The sequence below is a fragment of the Cupriavidus sp. GA3-3 genome (assembly GCF_000389805.1).
GTDB lineage: Bacteria > Pseudomonadota > Gammaproteobacteria > Burkholderiales > Burkholderiaceae > Cupriavidus > Cupriavidus necator_D.
This window is the reverse complement of sequence record NZ_KB944474.1, coordinates 94212-117830: the sequence shown is the minus strand read 5'-3', so window position 1 is coordinate 117830 and position 23619 is coordinate 94212. Positions and strand designations below refer to the sequence as shown.

Sequence of the window (23619 nt, the reverse complement as noted above, 5' to 3'; positions counted from 1 at the left end):
ACGTGCGCTAGCCCACGCCCGCAGTGCCGCCTTAGGCGGCGCGCGGGGCGTGCGCCGGAGATTCAACCTGCCAGGGCGCACCGCTGGCGCGGTGCAGCAGCCGCACCGGCACCGGCTCGATGTGCCAGATGCGCTCGCAATACTCGCGGATCGCCCGGTCCGAGGAAAAGCGCCCGGAGCGCGCGCACGACAGCACCGACATGCGTTGCCAGCGCGCCGGCTCGGCAAAGGCCTGGGAGACTTTCTCCTGGCACTCGATGTATGAGGCGAAGTCGGCCATCAGCAGGTAGGGGTCGTGCCTCTGCTGCGGGTCAAACAGCGGACGGAACAGCGCCGGGTCGCCGCGCGAGAAGAAGCCTTGCTGGACCAGGTCGATCACTGCGCGCAGCTGCGGGTTGCCGTGGTAGTAGGCGGCAGGGTCGTAGCCGCTTGCACGCAGCGCATAGACCTCAGGCGCGGTCAGGCCGAACGGGAAGAAGTTGTCGTTGCCCACGGCTTCGCGCAGCTCGATGTTGGCGCCGTCCATGGTGCCGATATTGAGCGCGCCATTCATCGCGAACTTCATGTTGCCGGTGCCGGACGCTTCCTTGCCCGCCAGCGAGATCTGCTCGGCCAGGTCGGCCGCCGGGTAGATGCGCTGCCCGTAGGTGACATTGAAGTTGGGCAGGAACACAACCTTGAGCCGGTCGCGCACCTGCGGGTCGCGGTTGACCACGTCGGCCACCGAGGTGATGAAGCGGATCATCAGCTTGGCATAGGCGTAGCCCGGCGCCGCCTTGCCGCCGAACAGGAAGGTGCGCGGCTGGATCTCGGTGCCGGGGTCGGACTTGATGCGGTGGTACAGCGCGATCACATGCAGCACCGCCAGGTGCTGGCGCTTGTATTCGTGGATGCGCTTGACCATCACATCGAACATGGAGGACGGGTCCACCACCACGCCGGTGGTTTCGCGGACCAGCTCGGCCAGCGCCACCTTGTTCTGGTGCCGCGCGGCCTGCCATTGTTCGCGAAAGCCCGCGTCCTCGGCATACGGCTCGAGCGCGCGGAGCTGCGCCAGGTCGGAGATCCAGCCGTCGCCGATCGCCTCCGACACCAGCCGCGTCAGGCGCGGGTTGGACAGCGCCAGCCAGCGCCGCGGCGTCACGCCATTGGTGATGCTGGTGAACTTCTCCGGCCACATCTCGTAGAAATCCTTGAGCACGTCCTCGCGCATCAGCCGTGAGTGCAGCTCGGCCACACCGTTGATGGCGTGGCTGCCCACACACGCCAGGTTGGCCATGCGCACCTGCTTTTCGCCGTACTCACTGATCAGCGACAGCCGTGCCAGGCGCGATTCGTCGCCGTAGAAGCGGATCCGCACCTCGTCCAGCAAGCGCGCGTTGATTTCCAGGATGATCTCGAGATGGCGCGGCAGCACCCGGGCAAACAGCGGCAGCGGCCACTGCTCCAGCGCCTCGGGCAGCAGCGTGTGGTTGGTGTAGGCAAAGGCATTCTGCGTGATGTGCCAGGCCTCGTTCCAGGGCAGGTCATGGTCGTCGACCAGCAGCCGCATCAGCTCGGCAATGCCCACGGCCGGGTGGGTGTCGTTCAGCTGCACCGCGAACTTCTCGTGGAAGCGCGTCACCGGGATGCCGTCGACGGCGAGCAGCCGCAGCATGTCTTGCAGCGAACAGGCGACGAAGAAGTATTGCTGCTCCAGCCGCAGCTCCTTGCCCTGGCTGGTCTCGTCGTTGGGGTAGAGGACCTTGGTCAGGTTCTCGGAAGTGACCTTCTTGCTGACCGCGCCCAGGTAGTCGCCGCGGTTGAAGGTATGGAAGTCGAACGCCTCGGTGGCGTCCGCGCGCCACAGCCGCAGGGTGTTCACGGTATTGACGCGGTAGCCCAGGATCGGCGAGTCGAACGGCACACCCACCACGGTCTTGGCCGGCACCCAGCGTACGCGGTAGTGGCCGCGGTCGTCGGTGTAGTGCTCGGTGTGCCCGCCCAGGCGCACCTGCACGGCCCACTCTGAGCGCTGGATCTCCCAGGGGTTGCCGTTGCGCAGCCAGGTATCGGTGGATTCCACCTGCATGCCGTCGATGATGGTCTGCTGGAAGATGCCGTACTCGTAGCGGATGCCATAGCCGAGCGCGGGGATTTCCAGCGTCGCCAGCGAATCCATGAAGCAGGCCGCGAGCCGGCCCAAGCCGCCATTTCCCAGCCCCGGCTCGACCTCTTGCTCCAGGATGCGGTCTAGATCCAGCCCGGCAGCGGCCATGGCCTCGCGCACCTCGTCGAAGATGCCCAGGTTGATCAGGTTGTTGCCCAGGTGCGGGCCCATCAGGAATTCCGCCGACAGGTAGGCGACGGTGCGCGAGGGCTGGCCCAGGTAGGCCTCGGCGGTGCTGATCCAGCGCTGCACCAGGCGGTCGCGCACGGTATGCGCCGCTGCCTGGTAGAGATCGTTCTGGCTGGCGTGGCCGGGCAGCTTGCCCTGGGTATGGAAGACGTGGTCGAGGAAGGCCCGGCGCAGGCTGGCGCCGGACAGGGCGGTACGGGTGTCATCGGCATGCTCGGGCCGGACAGATTCCTTCATGGCGAGGCTCCTGCGCATGTACGTGGGTCAAGCTTAGTGGATGGAGCAATCCCTGCAGGGAGATCGCGGAGCTGGTCTTGCAAGCGGCACTTTTTGCGGGCGAGCCGTGGCTACGCGCGTGGCGGCGGATGGCGTGCGCCGTGGCGGCCGCCGCGCAGGGCGTTGGCGCGCGCCCGCACCATCGGGGTATCGAACAGCGCACGTACATCGGCGTCGAGCCGGCGCTGCCAGTTGGGGTGGACGCTGGTGGTGCCGGGCAGGTTGGGTTGCTCGGCCTCGCCCAGCAGGTCTTCCAGTGGCACCAGGCGCATGGCGGTGCGCGCGGTGCCCAGCCACGCCAGCACGGCATCGAGCGGGGCATCGGCGGGGTCCGGCACGGCGCCGCTGCACAGCCCCGCTGCGCACAGCGCCTGCCAGAGCGCGCCGCGCTCGCGCGCACGGCCGGCCTGCATCGCCGCGAGGGTTTCGCCCGGCGCCAGCAGGTGCAGCCGGTCGCGCCACGCAAGGTCGCGGCCGGCCCACCAGCCGGTGACTGTGGGGAGGTCGTGGGTCGAGGTGGTGGCGATGGCATCGGGCGGCCAGGCTGCGGGAGGCAGGAAGGCCGGCACGGTGTCGGGCGCCGGGGCGGGCACCCGCTGAGCTGCCTCGGCCGCATCCACTGGCGCGCTCTCTTCGCGCTGGAACCACAGCACATCGATGCCCAGCACGCCACGGGCCGACAGCGCCGCATTCAGCTCCGGCGGCACCGTGCCCAGGTTTTCGCCGATGATGATGGCGCGGTGCCGCCATGATTCCAGCGCCACCAGCCGCAACATGTCCTGCAGCGGATAGCGCAGGTAGGCGCCTTCACTGGCCGGGGCACCGGCAGGCACCAGCCACATGCGTGCCAGGCCCAGCACATGGTCGATGCGCAGCCCGCCGGCATGGGCCAGGTTGGCGCGCAGCATCTCCAGGAAGGCCGCGTAGCCGCGGCGGCGCAGCCCGCGCGGCGAGAACACCGCCACGCCCCAGTCCTGCCCGAGCGGGTTGTACAGGTCCGGCGGTGCGCCGGCATGGAAGCCCGCCAGGATTTCCTGTTGCCGCGTCCAGGCCTGACTGCCGCCAGGGTCGGCCCCCACCGCCAGGTCGGAGACGATGCCGACCGCCATGCCCGCGCCGCGCGCCGCACGCTGCGCGCGTGCCATGCCGTCGGCCGTAATCCATTGCAGGAAAGCGTGGTAGGCGACCTCATCGGCATGGGCCTGTGCAAAGGCCGCCACGGCGGCATCGCCGGGCGCGCGCAGCGTGACCGGCCAGCAGCGCCAGTCAGGCGCGGGGTTGTGGTTCATGCCGTTGGCGCTGTCGGCCAGGCGCCGGGCCTGGATCGCCTCGTAGCATGCGTGCGCGTGCAACGCGGTGCCGCCGCGCGCGCGAAAGGCGGCGCAGTCATCGAGCGCCGCGCGCGGCAGCAGCGCATCGCTGCGCTCCCATAGCCACCGCAGGATGGCGTAGCGCAGCGGCGTCAGCTTGACCCAGTCGATCTCGCTGCGGGCTTCCAGCGCTTGCAGCGACTCGCCCGCGCCGAGCGCGGCGACGGCCCAGTCTACCGCGGCCTGCCCGAATTGCACGGCGGGGTCGGCATAAAGCGGATTCAGGAACAGGCGGCTGGACGGCGCATACGGGCTATAGCGCTCGGGTAGGGCGGCAAAGCCGGCGTGCAGCGGGTTGATGGCGACGGCGTCGGCGCTGGCGCCGGCTGCGCTGATGCAGCACTGGGTCAGCGCGCTCAGGTCGCCCAGGCCGCAGGGCGCGCCGCGGCGCAGGCCGTAGAGCTGCACTGCCAGGCCCCAGGGCCGGGTCAGTTCGCCCGCGCGGCCGGCGTGCCGCAGCGCATCGGCAACGCCGTAGCAGCGCGGCGGCGCGATTGCCAGCACGGTGTGCGCATCGCCGAGTTCCAGGCGGTGGTAGCCGCATACGTCGATGGCGGGCAGCAGCATGGTGCCGTCGCTGTCGCGCGCGCTGCCATCGTTGCCACGCTCCGCGGTGCCGGTGACGATGGCGCCGTCTTCCAGCGTCAGCCGGTAGGACCGCTGCGGCAGGGTATGTGGCCACGGCACCGCCACCGGCTTGCCGCGCTCGGCGGTGACCAGCGGCGGCAGTGCATGCGCGGCGTCATCGGAGGCAAGCCATGCGCGCGACGCTTCGCACTGGCCAGTGGTGGCGCAAGGCAGGCCCAGGCCGTCCAGGACGCGCCGCAGTGCGGCGTCGGACACGGTCTGGGGCTGGTTCCAGGCATCCGTCCACCGGGGCAGCAGGCCCGCGCGCAGTGCCAGCGCATGCAGCGCCGTGGGCGTGTCGTGGCGGGTGGCGCGCCGGCTCATGCCTGTGCCTCCTGCGGCGCGCCCAGCGGCGGGCTTTCCTGGGGCGCGCTCTGGCGGCTGCGGGCCTGGGCCGCCAGCAGCACCAGCGAGTGGCCCGCCACCGCCTGGCTGTCGGCGACCGCCTCGCCCGCGAGTTCGGCCTCGGTGGCGTCGGGCCGGCTGCTGTCGAACAGCAGTTTCCAGGCCAGCGTGGGCCCGGGCAGCAGGAAGGAGGCCTCGGCATCGCCGGCGTTGAGCAGCAGCAAGGTTACCTGCACGGCGCCGGCATCGTTCTCTTCGTCCTGCGCCAGCGAGCCCAGCTGCGCGCGCTCCGGTTGGGGCGGCGCGGCCGCGCGGCGCAGCGCGAGCGTGCGGATCTCCGGGTCGGCCCATTCCTCGGGGGTGGGCGGTTTGCCGTCGGTATCGAACCAGGCAATATCGGCAATGCCCTGCGCCGGTTCCTCGCGCCCGTGCGCGAAGCGGTCGCCGGCCAGGGAGTGCAGCCGCCGGCGCAGGTCCAGCAGGCGGCGCACCATGTGCTGCAGCGGCTGGGCGCCGGGCGTCTGGGCCTGCTTCCAGTCCAGCCACGAGATCTCGTCGTCCTGGCAGTAGGCGTTGTTGTTGCCTTGCTGGCTGCGGCCCCATTCATCGCCGGCGGTCAGCATCGGCGTGCCCTGCGACAGCAGCAGCGTGGCCATCAGTGCCTGTGCCACGCGCGCGCGGCAGGCCAGGATAGCGGGGTCGTCGGTGGGGCCTTCGATGCTGCCGTCGGGGCTCCAGTTGGCGCTGGCGTTGTCGTCGGTGCCGTCGCGGTTGTCTTCGCCGTTGGCCTCGTTGTGCTTGCTGCTGTAGCTGACCAGGTCGGCCAGCGTGAAGCCGTCGTGTGCGGTGATGAAGTTGATGCTGGCCCACGGGCGCCGGTGGCGGCGGTCGAAGAGGTCGGCCGAGGCCGCCAGCCGCGCCGCCAGTTCGCCGCGGTGGCCGGCGTCGCCGCGCCAGAAGCGGCGCGCCACGTCGCGGAACTTGTCGTTCCACTCGGCAAAGCCGGGCGGGTGGTTGCCAAGCTGGTAGCCGCCCGGGCCCAGGTCCCACGGCTCGGAGATCAGCTTGACGCGGCTCAGCACCGGATCCTGCATCAGTGCATCGAAAAAGCCCGAGCCCGCATCGAAGCCGTTGCCCTCGCGCCCGAGGGTGGTGCCCAGGTCGAAGCGGAAGCCATCGACGTGGTAGCAGTGCACCCAGTAGCGCAACGAGTCCATCACCATCTGCAGCACGCGCGGATGCGACAGGTTGAGCGTATTGCCGCAGCCGGTGTCGTTGATGTAGTGGCGCTCGTCGCCCGGCACCAGCCGGTAGTAGCTGGCGTTGTCCAGCCCGCGCCACGACACCGTCGGCCCCAGCTCGTTGCCCTCGCAGGTATGGTTGTAGACCACGTCCAGGATCACTTCGATGCCGGCCGCGTGCAGGCGCCGCATCGCCACCTTGAACTCCTGCAGTTGCCCGGTGCCCAGGTAAGCGGGCTCCGGCGCGAAGTACGCCATGGTGTTGTAGCCCCAGTAGTTGCGCAGTCCGCGCTCCAGCAGGAAGCGGTCCTGCAGGATGGCGTGGACCGGCAGCAGCTCGACGGTGGTGATGCCGAGCTGCACCAGGTGGTCGATAAAGCGCGGGTCGCACAGCGCGGCGAAGGAGCCGCGCAGGTTGGGCAGCAGATCGCCGCGCAGCATCGACAGGCCCCGCAGGTGGGCTTCATAGATGACGGTGGACGGCCACGGCACCGCGGGCGGGCGGTCGTCGCCCCAGTGGAAGCTCTCGTCGACCACCACCGCCTTGGGCATGGTGGGGGCGCTGTCGCGGCGGTCCGGTGTCAGGTCGCCGCGCGCGCTTTGCAGGCGGTAGCCGAACAGCGCATCGGACCAGCGCACCGGGCCGCTCAACTGGCGCGCATACGGGTCGAGCAGCAGCTTGTGCGGGTTGAAGCGGTGGCCGTGCGCGGGATCGTAGGGGCCGTGCGCGCGGTAGCCGTACAGCGTGCCGAGCGCCGCATCGGGCAGGTAGCCGTGCCAGATCTCGTCGGTGCGTTCCGGCAGCTGCAGGCGCGCCAGCTCCTTGCGCCCGTTGTCGGAGAACAGGCACAGGTCGATGCGCGAGGCATGGGCCGAGAACACCGCGAAATTGACACCCAGGCCGTCCCAGTGGGCCCCGAGGGGATACGGCTTGCCCGGCAGCAGCCGGTCCGCGAACTGTCGGCTCATGTCGATGCGCCCTGGATGCCGCCACCAGGATCGAAGCGCAGCACCAGCGTGGCCAGCGGCGGCAGCGTCAGCGCGAGCGAAGCCGGCTGCCCGTGCGAAGGCACGTCCACTGCCGCTACCGCGCCGCTGTTGCCGACATTGGTGCCGCCATACACGGCGGCATCGGTATTCAGGCATTCCTGCCAGGCGCCGGCATACGGCACCCCGAGCCGGTAGCCATAGCGCGGCACCGGGGTCATGTTGACCACCACCAGCACCACTTCGCGGCTGTATGGGCCCGCGCGGCGCAGCCACGCAAACACGCTGTTATGGTTGTCGTCGCCCACCACCCACTGGAAGCCTTCCGGGCGGTGGTCCAGCGCATGCAGCGCGGGCAGCTCCCGGTAGAGGCGGTTCAGATCCCGCACCAGCGTGTGCATGCCGCGGTGCATGGGGTGGTCCAGCAAGGCCCAGTCAAGCTCGGCATCGTGGTTCCATTCCTGCCACTGCGCCAGTTCGCCGCCCATGAACAGCAGCTTCTTGCCCGGGTGCGCCCACATGAAGCCGTAGTAGGCGCGCAGGCCGGCAAAGCGCTGCCACTCGTCGCCGGGCACCTTGCCGATCATCGAGGCCTTGCCGTGCACCACCTCGTCATGCGACAGCGGCAGCACGAAGGCCTCGGACCACGCATAGACCAGCCCGAAGGTCATGTCCTGGTGGTGCCAGGCGCGATGGACGGGCTCGTGACCGAGATAATGCAGCGTGTCGTGCATCCAGCCCATGTTCCACTTGAAGTCGAAGCCAAGCCCGCCGCTGGCGACGCTGGCGGTCACGCCGGGCCAGGCGGTGGATTCTTCGGCGATGGTCAGCGCACCGGGGCAGCGTTCGTGGACCACGGCGTTCAGTTCGCGCAGGAAGTCGATGGCTTCCAGGTTTTCCCGGCCGCCGAAGCGGTTCGGCACCCACTGGCCGGGCTCGCGGCTGTAGTCGCGGTAGAGCATGGATGCCACCGCGTCCACGCGCAGGCCGTCGGCGTGGAAGTGCTCCAGCCAGTGCAGCGCGCCGGCCAGCAGGAAGCCGCGCACCTCGTTGCGGCCGAGGTTGTAGATCAGGGTGTTCCAGTCCTGGTGGAAGCCTTCGCGCGGGTCCTCGTGCTCATACAGGGCGGTGCCGTCGAAGCGCGCCAGCCCGTGCGGATCGGTCGGGAAGTGCGCGGGCACCCAGTCCAGGAGCACGCCGATGCCGGCCTGGTGGCAGCGGTCGATAAAGGCGGCGAAGGCCTGCGGCGGCCCCAGCCGCGCGGTGGGCGCATACAGCGACAGCGGCTGGTAGCCCCACGAGCCGCCGAACGGATGCTCGGTGATCGGCAGCAGTTCGATATGCGTAAAGCCCAGTTCCTGCACGTATGGCACCAGCCGCTCGGCCAGGATCTCCCAGCCGCGCTGCGTGTCGTTGGCCGCGCGCAGCCACGACAGAGCGTGGACCTCGTAGACCGACATCGGCGCTGCGTAGGGATCGGCGCCGCCGCGGCGCGCCATCCAGTCGGCGTCGTGCCAGGCGAAGGGGGGCGCGCCCTGGCCCGGTCCGGCCACCACCGAGGCGGTGGCGGGGGGCGCCTCGGTGGCCAGCGCGAGCGGGTCGGCCTTGTCCGGCAGCTCGGTGCCGTGCGGGTCGAGCAGGTCGTACTTGTAGCGGCTGCCGGGCTGCGCGCCCAGTGCGGCGGGGATGAACAGCTCCCAGATGCCGCTGGGGTGGCGCAGCCGCATCGGGTGCCGCGCCGGATGCCAGCCGTTGAAGTCAGCGATCACAGAGACCCGCCGCGCGTTCGGCGCCCATACGGCAAAGCGCACGCCGTCGATGCCGTCCACGCGCTGCCACTGCGCGCCCAGGCAGGCGCCGAGCTCGAAGTGGCGGCCCTCGGCGATCAGGTGCAGGTCCAGCTCACCCAGCAGCAGGCCAAAGGCGTAAGGGTCGGCGCCGCACTGCCCGCTGCCGTCGGACCATTGCACGCGCAGCCGGTAATCGGGCGCACCGCCCTTGTATTCGCGCGGCAGCCGCGCGGCGAAGACGCCGCCGCCATGCAGCCGTGCCATCTCCGCCAGTGGCGTGCCGCCCGCATCGGTCAGCTGCACCGACGCCGCCCCTGGCAGGCAGGCGCGCACCAGCGTGCCGTCGCCGTCAGGGTGCGGGCCCAGCACGGCAAACGGATCATGGTGGCGCGCACCAAGCAAGGCCTCGAACTCGTGGCCCGGCAGCATGCCGGGCTGCGTGCCATGGGCGGGGGTCATGGCTGGTCTCCCGGCGCCAGCAGCTTGCGCACCAGGCGCGCCAGGCCGCTGACCGGCAGGTCGATCCAAGCCACGCGGTTGGCGGCTTCGTAGTCGACCTCATAGGCTGCCCGTTCCAGCAGGAACAGGTCCAGCAATGGCTGCAGCTGGCCGGGCGCGGCCCAGGGTGTGCCCGAGTCCTGCATGTGCAGGTGGTAGCAGTTCAGGAGGGCTTCGCTGGCGGTGCTGCGGAAGCGCTCCAGCAGCACCGCGCGGCGTTCGGCCAGCTGCGGCGGCAGTTCGCTGTGGGTGCGCTCCTGGCGGTCGGTGCCGACCGTGGCCGCGGCGTAGTCAAGCGAGCGCAGCAGCCCGGCCACATCGCGCAGCGGCGAGGTCTTGCGCCGGCGCCAGTCCAGCGGCAGGCCGGGCTCGCCTTCGAAGTCGACCAGGTAGGTGTCGTTCTGCGCAATCAGCACCTGGCCCAGGTGGAAGTCGCCGTGGATGCGTGTCTGCAGGCTGCCCGGCGCGGCAGCGGCGAGCTGTTCGACCAGCGCGGGCAGCGCGTCGCGCGCGGCCAGCAGGGTCTGCACGTCGGCCTCGAAGCCCTGGCGCACCGGTCCCGGCACGGTGGCGGGCGCGGACTCCAGCCGCGTCAGGGCGCGCTGCAGCGCACGCAAGGCTTGCTCGGCCCACGCGCGCGCATCGCCTTCGGTGGCCGGCAACGGCGCGAACGCGTCGTCGCCGCTGGGCCGTGCCAGCACCGCATGGAGTTCGGCGAGCCGGCGGCCGAGCGTGCCAGCCAGCGCGGCATAGCCGTTCATGGCCTCGGCAAACTCGTCCTCGCTCTCCTGCGAGGGCAGCGCGTCATCGATGGCGCGGCCCAGGTAGTCCAGGGTCCAGTCCCAGCCATTGCCCTGGTTCAGGACATAGCCCTGCAGCAGCATCAGCGTATGCGGCACGCCATCCGGTCCGGTGCGCACCACCTCGCCCAGCAGCGGCGCCGCGTGCGCATAGCCCTGCACGGTCAGGTAGCGCGTCATCTCGGCCTCGGGGTGGATGCCGCCAGAGACCCGGCGCACCATCTTGAGCACGGCGGTGTTGTTATAGGACAGCGAGCTGTTGGACTGCTCTGCCGACATGTATTCGATCGGGTCGCGCTCCAGTTCCAGCGCGGCCAGGCCGGCTTCGGCGCGGAAGTGGATGATGTCGTTGCCGGCGTGCACCTGCACGTCATTGCGCAGCGCGCGCACCACCTCGCGCGCAAAGGGCTCGACCACGAAACCGTCGGTGGCCAGCCCCACGCGGCTGCCCTGGCGCACGCGCGCCATCGACAGTCCATGTGCCAGCTGCGACACGCTGTCGGCGCTCTCGCGGTCCCACAGGATGCCCAGCGGCAGCTGGTAGCGTTCGGTGCGGCCAGGCAGGGTCACCTCCACCTCGCCCAGGTAGACATCTTCGCCGCTGCTGCCGCGCGCAAATGGCAGCAGGTACGCCAGGTCGATGCGCTCGATGCGCTCGTGCTTGGCGCCGAACCAGCGGCGCCGGCTGATGTAGTGCGGCAGCACGTCGCTGGCCATGATGCGGCGCGAGGCGTCGGTCAGCTCCGGCCGGCTCGTGTTCTGCATCACCAGGGTGATCTGGTCCGGCATCTGCTCGGGTGCTTCCACGTGCCATGACGGGGGCTGCGCCTCGTCACTGAGTACGAACCAGTAGAAGCCGTAAGGCGGCAGCGTGAGCAGGTAGGTCAGCGTGCCGATGGCCGGGAACGGCGTGGCGCCCATCATCTCCACCGGCACGCGGCCGTTGAAGGCGGACAGGTCCAGTTCGACGGCCTGCGGCGCGCGCGACAGGTTGGCCACGCACATGATGTGCTCGTCCTCGTATTCGCGCAGGTAGGCCAGGATCTTGCGGTTGCCCGGAAACAGGAAGCGCAGCGTGCCGCGGCCGAAGGCGCGGTGCTTGCGCCGCAGCGCCAGCATGCGCCGCATCCAGTTCAGCAGCGAATGCGGGTCGCGCGCCTGCGCCTCGACGTTGACGGCTTCGTAGCCATACAGCGGGCCTTGCAGCGGCGGCAGCACCAGGCGCTCGGGGTCGGCGTGCGAGAAGCCGCCGTTGCGGTCGGGTGACCACTGCATCGGCGTGCGCACGCCGTCGCGGTCGCCCAGGTGGATGTTGTCGCCCATGCCGATCTCGTCGCCGTAGTAGATCACCGGCGTGCCCGGCATCGAGAACAGCAGGCTGTTCATCAGCTCGATGCGGCGGCGGTCGCGCTCCATCAGGGGTGCCAGCCGGCGGCGGATGCCCAGGTTGATGCGGGCGCGCCGGTCGGTGGCGTAGACCTCCCACAGGTAGTCGCGCTCGCTGCTGGTCACCATCTCCAGCGTCAGTTCGTCATGGTTGCGCAGGAAGATGGCCCACTGGCAGTTGGGCGGCACCTCCGGCGTCTGGCGCATGATGTCGGTGATCGGGAAGCGGTCTTCGCGCGCGATCGCCATGTACATGCGCGGCATCAGCGGGAAGTGGAAGGCCATGTGGCATTCGTCGCCTTCCGGCTCCGGCCCGGTCAGGCCAAAGTACTGCTGCGCGTCCTCCGGCCACATATTGGCTTCTGCCAGCAGCATGCGGCCGGGGAAGCGCGCGTCCAGGTGGGCACGGATATGGCGGATGACGGCATGGGTCTCGGGCAGGTTCTCGTTGCTGGTGCCTTCGCGCTCGACCAGGTAGGGCACCGCGTCCAGGCGCAGCCCGTCGACGCCCATGTCGAGCCAGTAGCGCATCACCGACAGCACCTCGTTGAGCACCTGCGGGTTGTCGAAGTTCAGGTCCGGCTGGTGCGAGTAGAAGCGGTGCCAGAAGTAGGCGCCCGCCACCGGGTCCCAGCTCCAGTTGGACTTCTCGGTGTCGCAGAAGATGATGCGGGTGCCGGCGTAGGCCTGGTCATGGTCCGACCACACGTAGTAGCGCCGTGCCGCCGAGCCGGGCTTGGCGGCGCGCGCGCGCTGGAACCACGGATGCTGGTCGGAGGTGTGGTTGATCACCAGCTCGGTGATCACGCGCAGTCCGCGCGCGTGCGCCGCGGCGATAAAGCGGCGCGCCTCGGCCAGCGTGCCGTAGTCGGGGTGGACGTTGCGGTAGTCGGCGATGTCGTAGCCGTCGTCGCGGCGCGGCGACGGATAGAACGGCAGCAGCCAGACCGTGTCCACACCCAGGTTGACCAGGTAGTCGAGCTTGGCCAGCAACCCGGCAAAATCGCCCACGCCGTCGCCGTTGGCGTCGTAGAAGGACTTGATGTGGAGCTGGTAGATGATCGCGTCCTTGTACCAGAGCGGATCGGCGTTGAGCAGGGCGGCACTGCCGGTTTCGGTAAGGCGTTTCATCCGTGTCTCCACGTATGCCTGTCAGGCGCCGTGCGGGTCGGTCGAGGCCGGCGCCGAGGGTGGGCGGGGAGCGGGGCGCTCCAGCGGGCGCACATGCCAGACCGTGAACGGCAGTTGCGCCGGATCGAGCCGGATGCGCTGGTGCTTGCCGCGCAGCTCGAAGCGCCGGCCGTGCATCAGGTCGTGCACCGCCAGGCCGGCCTGGTCGGGCAGCCCCCATTCCCACAACGGGATTTCGATGTCGGTCTCGTGCGCCGTGCGCGGATCCAGGTTGATCGCGGCCAGCAGCACGTCGTCGCCGAACAGGTAGTCGGTGCCCGGCATGAAGCGCGCGAACCACAGCACGGCGTCGCTGCCGGCATGGTAGAAGCGCAGCCCCAGGTGGTTCTGCAGCGCCGGGTGCCCGGCGCGGATCTCGTTGAGCCGTGAGATCTCCGCGACGATATTGCCGGGCTGCTGCCAGTCGCGCACGCGCAGCTGGTATTTCTCGGAATCGAGATATTCCTCGCGCACCTTGCCGTTCAGCACAAAGGGCGCGCTCTCGCACAACTCGAAGCCGCTGTACATGCCCCACAGCCCCGACAGCAGCGTGGCCAGCGCCGCGCGGATCAGGAACGCGGGGCGCCCGCCCTGGTGCAGGAAGTAGGGGTTGATGTCAGGGGTGTTGACGAAGAAGTGAGGCCGGAAGAAGTCGCGCAGCGGGCTTTGCGTCAGCTCGGTCAGGTATTCGGTCAGCTCCCACTTGGCATTGCGCCAGGTGAAGTACGTGTATGACTGGCTGAAGCCCAGCTTGGCCAGCCGCGCCATCATCTTGGGCCGGGTGAAGGCCTCGGCCAGGAAGATGGTGTCGGGGTGGCGCGCGCGCACGTCGGCGATCATCCACTCCCAGAACGGCAGCGGCTTGGTGTGCGGGTTGTCGACGCGGAAGATGCGCACGCCCTGGTCGGCCCAGAACGTCACCACGTCGCGCAGGGCCTGCCATAGCGCGGCGCCCGCGGGCGCTGCGGCGTAGAAATCGACGTTGACGATGTCCTCGTACTTCTTGGGCGGGTTCTCGGCATAGCGCAGCGAACCGTCCGGGCGGTGTGCGAACCATTCCGGGTGGTCGCGCAGCCACGGATGGTCGGGCGAGCACTGGATGGCGAAGTCCAGTGCCAGCTCCAGGCCATGTCTGGCCGCCGCGTCGCGCAGGCGGCGGAAGTCTTCAAAGGTGCCGAGCTCGGGATGCAGCGCATCGTGGCCGCCTTCCTTGCCGCCGATGGCGTAGGGGCTGCCGTGATCGCCCGGCTCGGCGCGCAGGCTGTTGTTGCGGCCCTTGCGGTGGGTGCGGCCGATCGGGTGGATCGGCGTGAAGTAGAGCACGTCGAAGCCCATCGCGCGAATCGCGGGCAGCCTGGCGATGACATCGTCGAAGGTGCCGTGGCGGGTCTCGTCGTTGCTTTGCGAGCGCGGGAACAGCTCGTACCAGCTGGCGTAGCGCGCGGCCAGGCGATCGGCCTCGACCGGCATGGCCACCGGATGACGCGAGGCAAACGGGCGACCCGCCGGGGTTGCCATCACTGCCTGCATCGCGGCCTCGGTGCGTGGCGACAGCAGGATCTCCTGCCGGCGAGCGTCATCGCCGGCAGCGGTGATCAGTTCGTCGACGATGGCTGAGAGCTCGGTGTCCGCGGTTGCCGTCCGGGTGTTCTTCCCGCCATTGCCCTGCTTCCCGTTCCTGGCAGGCTGCAGCAGCGCATCGGCCACCAGCCGCGCGCCTTCCTCGATCTCCAGCGCCACGTTGAGGCCGGCCGCGCGCTTCTTGCCGATCTCGTCGAGCCAGCTGGCGAAGGTGTCGCGCCAGGCCTCGACCGTGAATTCATGCCGGCCCAGCGCCACCAGCGGGAAACTGCCTTCCCAGCGGTCGTTGATCACGGGCTGCATCGGCGCCTGGTGCCAGCCAGTCTCGCCCGGCGCACGCCACAACACCGTGGCGGCAAGCTTGTCGTGGCCATCCATCCAGATATCGGCACTGACGGTCACGCGCTCGCCCACCACGCGCCGCACCGCGAAGCGGCCTTCGTTGCAGGCGGGCTCGACGTGCTCGATGGCGATCCGCGGGGCCTCCATTGCCGCCACCACGCTGCCCAGGCCGGTGGCGGCCAGCGTTTCATGGCCGTGCGGCGCGCGCGCGTCGGCTGCCGGCATGCCGGGCCGCGTCAGGGGCACCGGGGGCACTTCGTAGAGGCGGATATCGGCCGGTGCCAGCGTGATGCTGGCCAGCGCATCGAGCCGGTGGTTGGCATCGACCGTCCCGCCCGGGCCGCCCAGTGACGATTCCAGGTGCGCGCTGGCGTGCGGCAGCGCGCTCAGCACGCGGTCGGCGCCCAGCGTGCCGGGCGCCGCGGGGTCTGGATTGAGCACCACTGCCAGGGCGGGGGCACCGTCCGGTACCTCAGGGTCGCTACGGGTGCCGGCGGCGTCGGGAGCGGGGCAGGCGCCGTCCGGCACAGGCAGCCGTGCCAGCACCGTCAGCGGCGCGTCGGGTCCGCTCAGCAGGCGCACGGCCAGTGCCGGCGCCGGATCGCGCGCAGCCAGCCAGGTATTGGTTTCCAGCAGCTCGTGGGTGATGTCGTACGGCGCGCCCTGATGCGGGGCACCATCCGTGGCCAGCGGGTCGCGTGCCAGCGCGCCGCCGGTCTCGAAGCCGGCCGGCACCAGGATGCCGTCGCCGATCGCCGCGGCGGTCCACAGCGCACGCCGCGCGCTGAGTGCGTCATGGCTTGCCGGCGTCAGCGCTGGGGCGGCCAGCACCCGGCCGAAGGGGCGCAGCCGCGCGATTTCCTCGGTCAGCCAGGGGCTGCGAAAATCCCACCACGGCAGCGAGCAGAATGCGCCGTCGAAGCCGGCGGGCGCGAGATCGTCCAGTTGCGCCGGCGTCAGCCCGGGCGTCCATGCCAGGAAGCATGGCGCACCGCGCGCCTGTGCCGGCACAGCATCGCTGCGCAGCGTGCCGGTCACCGCGGCCCAATGCCTGCCGTGCACGCGTGCCGGCGCACGGCAGCAGAAGCCCGCCGCGCCTGCCACCCAAGCCTGGCGCAGCCGGGCCGCCCACCACTGCACCAGCGCCTCGGCCGCTTGCTGGTCATGCCAGCGCAGGCGCGCGCCGGGGATGTGGCTGTCGGTCTCGTGTGGGGCGAAGGCTGGGAGCGCACTGTCGATCCAGCCAGGGTCGGGTGCTGGCCCGGTGCCGTCGGCGGGGTCGACCGCATAGCGGTCCAGTGAGATGTCGAGCAGCGGGGCCAGCCCGTGCCGGGCGCAAGCCGCGAAAGCGTCTTCGCCGGGCAGGTGCGGCCAGCCGCCGATCAGTACGTGGTCGAAGCCCAGTGCCGCCACGCGCTGGAGCGCGTGTTCATCGGCATCGGACGTTCCGGTCAGGTCGATCTGGCAGATCCGCACAAAATCCTCCCGGTGTTTCGCTCCGACGGAGCAACAAAATCCCGCTCCGGCGCCTTGCGGCCAGCCGGCGGGATGGCACAGCCATGCGAAGTGCGTGCCAGCGCGCCCGGCCAGTCTCCAATTGCGCGCCCAGCCAAGGCACCTCAAGGGCAAGCGCCGCGGCATCTCATGTGCGCGATGCCTTACTGCTTGTAAAAACTACCGGCGCGCGCCGTGCCGATGGAAAGAACGCGCAGGGCAATGGGGCCGATGCGGGCGCGGTGTCCAGCCGGTACGCTTCTTGCCGCTGTCTGGCAGCGCGTGTTGTTCCCGGCACGGTGGGAAGGCCGCGGAAGGAGACGCATGGACTGGTGGCTGGAGGCAGCGCAATGGCCGGCGATGGTGGTGACGGTGGTGGCCACCTGGCTGGTCGGCTCACGCCGGAGCGCGCGCCGGCGCGCCGGCTTCTGGGTCTTTCTTGCCAGCAACGTGCTGTGGATTGCCTGGGGCTGGCACGGCGGCGCCAATGCGCTGGTGGTCCTGCAGCTGGCGCTGATCGCGATGAACCTGCGCGGCATGCGCGAGGCCCGCAAGGCGTGGCCGCCCGCCTCGCAGCGCGCGCTTGCGGCCACTGGCGGCGCGCGGGACGAGCCGCTATCCTTGCACGAGCCCGGCGTGCGGCGCACGTCCGGCGCGAGCGAGCAACCGCCGGCGGCAGCCGGCCCCGATCGGTGACTTCACGGGTCCGCGCGCGGACCAGGGCAGGTGTGTCATGGCGAAGAAGAAGATCCTGTTGCTCAATGCGCTGATTGCGGCATCGCGCGAAGGCGAGCTTGGCTGCCGCGTCGCAGCGCTGGCCGCGGCCAATCCCCACCTGAAATCGCTGCTCACCAGCCGCGCCAATGCGTTTGCGCAAGCGGCGCGGGAGCTGCAGGCGTGCCTGCTTGACCTGGGGCAGCTGCCCGACATGACGGCAGCCCCGGCTGCGTCGGCCGGAAGCGCGATCGGCAAGCACGGCTCGGACCGGTCCATCCTGCAGGCGGTCAGCAAGCGTGAACACGCCGTGCAGCGACGCTATGCGCGGGCGCTGCGCACACAGGTGCTGGGCTCGCGCCTGCGCGCCCTGGTGCGCCGCCAGTACCGTGGGGTGCAGGTCAGCCACGAGTTGTTTCGCGTGCTGCAGCAGCAGTACCGGACGCCGCAGGCAAGCCCGTAGCCGCCGGCCGAGACCGCATTTCTTACAAGGCAACGAACGAATTGCACGCGCGGCCGGCCGCCACGCAGGGCGCGGCGCGCAATGCATGCCCGCAGGGGATGGCGCTCATCTTGCATGTCTGCGGGACATGCATCCCGTACGGAGACCGTCATGCCCGAGCACCCGCCCAAGCCAGCCCGGCCATCGCAGGATGCGCCGCGTGCGCCGCGCCATCCCGGCAACCCGGAAGATGTGCGCAAGGGGCAGGTGACCACTCCCCTGGCGCGCGACACGTTCCGCCAGCGCTTTCTTGCGCGCTTCGCGGATCCCGCATACCGGCAGGAGGATGAGGCGCTGGACCGCCTCGAACACATTGCCTGGGATGCCTATCAGGAAGGCCGCAAGGCACCCCGCACGCATAAGGCCGGGCCAGGCTATGCCGATCCGGACTACGAGCTCTCCGACGAGTGGCGCGCCGCCAGCGAGGCCGTGCGCAGCGCACAGCAGCGCCAGGCAGATCCCGCCACACCGTCGCGCGTGTTGCTGGTGTGCGCCGCGGCGCGCAACGACTACACCTGCCCGGGCGAGGTGTCGAAATCCTGGCGCCTGGCCGGGCGCGCACGGGAACGGCTGGAGGCGGACGGCATCGAGGTCGACCTGCTCGACCTGAGCCACCTCGCTTCAGATGCCGACCTGCGCATCCATCCGTGCAAGGCGTGCGTGTCGACCGCAATGCCGTTGTGCCACTGGCCGTGCAGCTGCTATCCCAACCATGCGCTGGGCCAGGTCAACGACTGGATGAACGAAATCTATCCGCGCTGGGCGGCCTGCCACGGCGTGCTGATCGTGACGCCGGTGTACTGGTACCAGGCCGCCAGCCCGCTGAAGCTGATGATGGACCGGCTGGTCTGTGCCGACGGCGGCAATCCCGACCCCACCACCACGCATGGCAAGGACGTGGTGCGCGCCAAGGCGATGGAGCTGTCCGGCTGGGACTATCCCAAGCATCTGTCCGGGCGCGCCTACGGGCTGGTGGTGCACGGCGACGTGGCCGGCACCGAGGGCGTGCGCCGCGCGCTGGCCGACTGGCTCGACTGGATGGGCCTGATCGACGCGGGCCCGCAGGCGCGGCTGGACCGGTATATCGGCTACTACGAGCCCTATGCCACCAGCCACGTGGCACTGGACCAAGACACTGGCGTGCAGGGCGAAGTGGACAACGTGGCGCGCGCGCTGGCGTGCGCGGTGCGGCAGTTGCGCAAGGGCGAACTGCGCGCGCCGGACCGCGGGCTGGTGCCACCGCGGCAGAAGTAGCGGCACGCTGACTGACTGACGAATCGGGGCAAGCGGAGACGACGATGGATCGCAGAGACAACTGGCGCGGCCAGCCATGGCACGAGAGCGCGGTGCCTGAAGCCGATATGCGCAGTCACTACGTGGGCGCCTACGGGGTCTACGACTATGACGAGCCGGTGGACCCGGACGAGTCTGGCGGGCGCCGCGGGGCGTGGGAATGGCGGCCGGAGCGCTTGCCGCCGGACGCGCCGGCGCCGCGCGCCCGGGGCCAGACCGATCCTTACCGCCAGTTCACCGGCTACAACGAGCGCATGGATCTCTACCGGGGCGGGCCGCAGCGGGCGCGTCCGGTGGGGCCGCGCAATTACCAGCGCACGGACGAGCGCATTCTCGAAGACCTGTGCGAGCAGCTCTCGCGCAGCGCGCGGCTGGACCTCAACGATGTCGAAGTCCGGGTCGAGCAGGGCGTGGTGACGCTGGAGGGCAGTGTGCCGGACCGGCTGCAGAAGTACCGGATCGAGGATATTGCCGACGAGGTTTTCGGCGTGAAGGATCTGGTCAACCACTTGCACGTGGCGCGCACTGGCGCAGCGCAAGCGCATCCGGGCCACGGCATGCGTGCCTACTGAGGCGTTGTTCCCACGGACGGGAGAGTGCGCACATGACCGGTTCCCCGAACCCAGCCAATCACCGTGGCAATGCCGCGACGGCAGCGGATATGGCGCTGCAGGCGGCCCTGTGCTCGCGCCTGTGGGACGCCGGCCTCGACGTGAGCGAGGTTGCCGTGGACGTGGCGCAAGGCCGCGTGACGCTGCGCGGCGCGATCGGCGCGCAGGCCGACTGCGATGCAGTCGAAGCCTGCGTCCGCGGCTGTGACGGTGTGCGCGAGATCGTCAATCGCATCCAGGTTGCGCCGGACCGCACCGGCGGATGAGCGTCCGTGCAAGCGACAAGGCGGCCACTTCAGAGCCCGTAAGGCCAGGTCTCCGGCGCGCCCGGCGCGGGCTCCGCCGGCAGCGCCGGAACCGCGCGCGTACGGTCGAACCACAACAGCAGATCGAATTGCCGCGGCAGCGTGGCGCGCGCATAGTGGCTCTGCAGCTCGGTCTCGGGGCGGTAGATCACCCCGATAAAGCGCTCTTGCCGTGCCGGCATCAGCAGCTGACGCACTTCGGCCTGCACGCCGCCGTTGGCGCCGCCGGACGGACCGCGCAGGTCGATCCAGGCTTGCGCATGGCCGGCCGCATGGAACAGATGCTCGTAGCTGTCGGCACGGGCAGGGCGCACTTGCTTGATTTCCATCGGGCCGTCCCACGATGTCGCCGCGGCGACGGTGCCGTCGTAAGTGCTCAAGCCAACCAGCGCGGCGTCGTCGCCGAAGGACTCGCGGCACAGCTGGCCGATACTCAGCTGCCCCTGGCTGGCGCCCATCTCGGTCTGCGAAGCATCCCCGATATGCGAGTTGTGCGCCCATACCACCGCGCGCGCTTGCGGGCCATGCGCCTGCAGCAGATGCGCCAGGGTTTCAAACATATGTGTGTCGCGCAGGTTCCAGCTGTCGTCGCTGCCGTGATACATCACGCGGTAGTAGCGCTCGGCTGAAGCGACCAGGCGCGCGTTCTGCGCGGCATCGAGAAAGTCCTCGTGACCCGCCCGGGCATAGGCCAGCCGTTTGTCCAGCAGCGCCTGCAGCTGTGCGACGACGGCATCCTCGCAGTCGGCATGCGTGCCGTGCAGCACGGCACGCCCATAGCGCGCCGGATCCCGGCCCCACGGTTCCAGGCAGCCATAGCGCTCGCGCGCCGCTCGGGCGGCCTGTGGATCTACGCCCTCCAGGTAGGCCAGCACTGCAGCCATGGAAGCGCGCAGGCTGTAGATATCGAGGCCGAAGAATCCAGTGCGCTGCGCAGGCGCCAGGGTTTCATTGTGCGTGTGCAGCCAGCGGATAAAGCGCGCCACCTCCAGGTTGCGCCACATCCAGACCGGGAAGCGTGTAAAGGCTGCGCCGGGCGATTCGGCCGGCTGTGGCGGGCGGCCGCGCACGTGGCGGTCGACTGCCGCGGCATCTGGCCAGTCTGCCTCGACCGCGATGATGCGGAAGCCGTGCCGGGCCACCAGGTGCGCTGTCAGGGCAGCGCGGGCATGATAGAACTCGGCGGTGCCGTGCGTACTTTCGCCCAGGAGCACCACGCGGTGTCGGGCCAGCAAATCGGCCAGCACGCCGGTGGCATTGGCAAACGGACCGCGGAACGGGCTTGCCGCCGGGTCGTCGATGGGCGGCAATGGAACCGCCGCGGCCGCAATCGCGGCGGCGGCGCGGGGGTCAGCCCGGTGGTGTGGCATCTCGCATCGGTATCCGGGATTAGCAGCGCCGGAGTCTTCAGCGGGGCCTGACGAGTGGCCGGCGATCAGCCCGGAATGGTGCGCGGATCGTGGCCGAAGCTGCTGCGCGAGCGGATCTGCCCGTCGCGGCCGTGGATCAGCAACTCGACGTGCTCGCTTTGCGCCTTCGTGGTGCCGGCCGCAACCGCTTCTTCCTGGGTGGCGTGGTGCGATTCCGCATAGCGCGCACCCTCGTGGATCACATCCCAGCCTTCGTCGTGCGGTACGACGTGTATGTTGCTGCCCATGTCGGGTCTCCTCGATGATCGGTGCTTTCATTGTGGCGCATCTGCGCGCGCTGTCTATCCGGCGCCGTCTGACAGCCGCAAAGGGCACCGGGTTCCACTTTTCGATGGAAATCCCTGGTTATTTGTCGGGCCTCTTGTAAGCTGGACTTGGATCGCAAAAAGAGGAGCGGACCATGCGTGCAAGATTTGCCAGGGGGCTGACGCAGTCGCCGGTGACCGTGGTGGCCCGGGCGTTCGACGGAGAAGCGGTGCGCACTCCCCAGGTGGGCGACCTGGTGACGGTGTATAGCCAGGATCAGGACACCGAATTCAATATCCGCCTGTGCGAGGCCGTCGAGCCCGGCCGCTGGCGCGGCGTGGTCTACGCGATCGGCCGCGGACAGGACGTGCTGGTCACCGCCGAAGGGCTGGAGATCGACGACGTTGTCGAGGTGATGCGCGAGGAAATCGCCTCCGTCATCCCCTGCGGCCGATCCCACTGAACGCTGCACCCCGCGGGTGCGGACATTCCGGTTTTGAAGACGCCTGCGGCCCGGTTCAGGCCGGCCGCGCGGGCTGCCTTGGCACACCCAGCCACATGGCCAGTCCGCTGGCCAGCAGCAGCGCCGCCAGCAGGTAGAGGGCATGGTCCAGGCTGCCGGTCCGGGTCTTGATCTGTCCAATCACCCACGGGCTGACGATGCCGCTGGTGATGCCGATGCTGCTGATGAAGGCGATGCCGGCGGCCGTGCCCGCGCCCGGCAGGTAGCTGGGCGGCAGCGACCAGAACACCGGCAGCGCGGCAAAGATCAGCACCGCGGCCACCGACAGGATGGCCAGCATCAGCGCCAGGCTGGGCAGGTGCAGGGTCAGCGCCGCCAGGGCCAGCGCGCCGCCTGCCGTGCACAGCAGGAAGTGGCGGTGGCGCTCGCCGGTGCGGTCGGAGTGGCGCGCGATCAGGAGCAGGCCGACCGCGCCGACGGCATTGGGTACCACCGAATACAGGCTGACCGACATCACGTCGGTGATGCCGAAGTCGCGGATCATCAGCGGCATCCAGAAGCTCAGCGCCAGCGAACCACAGGTCAGCGAAAAATAGATAAACGCGAACAGGTACACGCGCGGGTTGCGCAGAACCTGCCGCAACGCGTGCAGCGAATGGCCGCCGGCATGTGCTTGCGCGGCGGTGTCGCGCGCCAGGTGGGCACGTTCGCCGTCGGTCAGCCAGCTGGCCTGCTGCGGGCCATCAACCAGGCAGCGCGCGGCCAGCAGGCCCAGCAGCACCGCGGGCGCGCCCTCGATCGCAAACATCCACTTCCAGCCCTGCAGCCCGAGCACGCCGGCCATGTCGCGCATGATCCAGCCGGACACCAGCCCGCCCAGCACACCCGCCACCGCCACGCCGGCAAAGAAGATCGCCATCACCGCGGCGCGGCGGCGCGCCGGGAACCAGTAGGTCAGGTAGAGCACGATGCCGGGGAAGAAGCCGGCTTCGAACACGCCCAGCAGGAAGCGCAGCGTATAGAACTGCGCCGGGGTGGAGACGCCCATCATCGCCACCGAGGCCAGGCCCCACAGCACCATGATGCGCGTGAACGTGCGCCGTGCGCCAAAGCGCGCCAGCAGCATGTTGCTGGGCACTTCGCACAGCACGTAGCCGACGTAGAAGACCGCGGCGCCCAGGCCGTACATGGCGTCGCTGAAGCCCAGGTCCTGCTTCATCTGCAACTGGGCGAAGCCGATGTTGATGCGGTCCAGGAACGACACCACGTAGCAGACGAACAGGAACGGGATGATGCGCAGCCAGACCTTGCGGTAGAGCGCATCCTCATCGTGCGCAGCCAGTGCTGCGGGAGGCAGGGTGGGGGACGTCAGGCTGGATAGGGACGAAAGATCCCCTGAGACCGGATGGCTCATGAACGTTGTCTCCGTACGGTGGTGGCTGCGGCGGCGGGCAGCCGGAGGGTTCCGCCAGTGGGCAGCGTCTTGCGCGCGTTGGCCCGCGATGGTGCCGGGAAAAGAACAGGACAGGCGCGGCGGTACCGCGCCTGTGTCAGGTCAGGCTGGCGTGGTGGCCGGCATTTCGGTCACGCCTTCGCGCGCGGCGGCCATGGCGGCCAGGAGCACATCGTGGTCGCCGATATGGTTGGCCAGCAGCAGGATCAGCTGCGCATTGGCGGCCTGGCTTTTTGCCTCGTCGAGGTCGCGGTGCATCTCGATCAGCGCTTCGTAGAAGTCGTCGGGCCGCGCCAGGTTGGGTTGGGTGTTGAGCGTATTGGGCATGGGAGTCTCCGCGGTGCAGGTCTGGCCGGT

General features: G+C 69.7%; 16 protein-coding genes. 6 read left to right on the top strand and 10 right to left on the bottom strand.

What is annotated here, in order from left to right:
• Positions 1-31: 31 nt before the first annotated feature.
• The 6 genes from C265_RS12490 to C265_RS12465 form a co-directional block, all read right to left on the bottom strand.
• Positions 32-2575 (bottom strand): glycogen/starch/alpha-glucan phosphorylase, encoded by a 2544-nt coding sequence (locus C265_RS12490; protein WP_010814548.1) that lies wholly within the window; start codon positions 2573-2575, stop codon positions 32-34.
• 110 nt (positions 2576-2685) lie between these two features.
• Positions 2686-4935 (bottom strand): 4-alpha-glucanotransferase, encoded by a 2250-nt coding sequence (gene malQ, locus C265_RS12485; RefSeq protein WP_010814547.1) that lies wholly within the window; start codon positions 4933-4935, stop codon positions 2686-2688.
• The gene (gene glgX, locus C265_RS12480) at positions 4932-7166 is read right to left on the bottom strand and encodes a glycogen debranching protein GlgX (RefSeq protein WP_010814546.1); all 2235 of its coding nucleotides are present in this window, start codon (positions 7164-7166) and stop codon (positions 4932-4934) included. The genes malQ and glgX overlap by 4 nt, the downstream gene beginning before the upstream one ends.
• A complete protein-coding gene (gene glgB, locus C265_RS12475) occupies positions 7163-9433 on the bottom strand; it encodes a 1,4-alpha-glucan branching protein GlgB (protein ID WP_010814545.1) in 2271 nt (756 codons plus the stop codon). Before glgB ends, glgX begins: the two co-directional genes overlap by 4 nt.
• Complete coding sequence (gene treS / locus C265_RS12470; protein WP_010814544.1) at positions 9430-12789, bottom strand: maltose alpha-D-glucosyltransferase; 3360 nt, start codon at positions 12787-12789, stop codon at positions 9430-9432. The genes glgB and treS overlap by 4 nt, the downstream gene beginning before the upstream one ends.
• A 21-nt stretch (positions 12790-12810) precedes the next feature.
• Positions 12811-16227 (bottom strand): maltotransferase domain-containing protein, encoded by a 3417-nt coding sequence (locus C265_RS12465; protein WP_010814543.1) that lies wholly within the window; start codon positions 16225-16227, stop codon positions 12811-12813.
• 342 nt (positions 16228-16569) lie between these two features.
• On the opposite strand from C265_RS12465, the gene C265_RS12460 reads away from it, so the two are divergent.
• The 5 genes from C265_RS12460 (at position 16570) to C265_RS12440 (ending at position 19631) form a co-directional block, all read left to right on the top strand.
• Entirely contained in the window at positions 16570-16941 is a 372-nt protein-coding gene (locus C265_RS12460) for a hypothetical protein (protein ID WP_010814542.1), read from the top strand.
• A gap of 37 nt (positions 16942-16978) precedes the next feature.
• Positions 16979-17422, top strand: a complete 444-nt coding sequence (locus tag C265_RS12455; protein ID WP_010814541.1) for a PA2169 family four-helix-bundle protein — start codon at positions 16979-16981, stop codon at positions 17420-17422.
• Positions 17423-17572: 150 nt separating this feature from the next.
• The gene (locus C265_RS12450) at positions 17573-18715 is read left to right on the top strand and encodes a flavodoxin family protein (protein ID WP_010814540.1); all 1143 of its coding nucleotides are present in this window, start codon (positions 17573-17575) and stop codon (positions 18713-18715) included.
• Positions 18716-18759: 44 nt separating this feature from the next.
• Entirely contained in the window at positions 18760-19326 is a 567-nt protein-coding gene (locus tag C265_RS12445) for a BON domain-containing protein (protein ID WP_010814539.1), read from the top strand.
• Positions 19327-19358: 32 nt separating this feature from the next.
• Positions 19359-19631 (top strand): BON domain-containing protein, encoded by a 273-nt coding sequence (locus C265_RS12440; RefSeq protein ID WP_010814538.1) that lies wholly within the window; start codon positions 19359-19361, stop codon positions 19629-19631.
• Between the two features lie 29 nt (positions 19632-19660).
• Here C265_RS12440 and C265_RS12435 read toward each other — a convergent pair whose 3' ends face one another.
• Together C265_RS12435 and C265_RS12430 are read right to left on the bottom strand one after the other, a co-directional pair.
• Complete coding sequence (locus C265_RS12435) at positions 19661-20980, bottom strand: erythromycin esterase family protein (protein WP_305728164.1); 1320 nt, start codon at positions 20978-20980, stop codon at positions 19661-19663.
• Between the two features lie 125 nt (positions 20981-21105).
• Positions 21106-21327: a DUF2188 domain-containing protein gene (locus C265_RS12430; RefSeq protein ID WP_010814536.1), complete on the bottom strand. Its 222-nt coding sequence runs from the start codon at positions 21325-21327 to the stop codon at positions 21106-21108.
• Between the two features lie 173 nt (positions 21328-21500).
• Between C265_RS12430 and C265_RS12425 the strand changes: the two genes are divergently transcribed.
• A complete protein-coding gene (locus C265_RS12425) occupies positions 21501-21809 on the top strand; it encodes a hypothetical protein (protein ID WP_010814535.1) in 309 nt (102 codons plus the stop codon).
• Between the two features lie 55 nt (positions 21810-21864).
• Here C265_RS12425 and C265_RS12420 read toward each other — a convergent pair whose 3' ends face one another.
• Together C265_RS12420 and C265_RS12415 are read right to left on the bottom strand one after the other, a co-directional pair.
• Entirely contained in the window at positions 21865-23223 is a 1359-nt protein-coding gene (locus C265_RS12420; protein ID WP_010814534.1) for an MFS transporter, read from the bottom strand.
• 141 nt (positions 23224-23364) lie between these two features.
• Positions 23365-23589, bottom strand: coding sequence for a DUF2783 domain-containing protein (locus tag C265_RS12415; RefSeq protein WP_010814533.1), 225 nt, complete (start codon positions 23587-23589; stop codon positions 23365-23367).
• Positions 23590-23619: the final 30 nt, after the last annotated feature.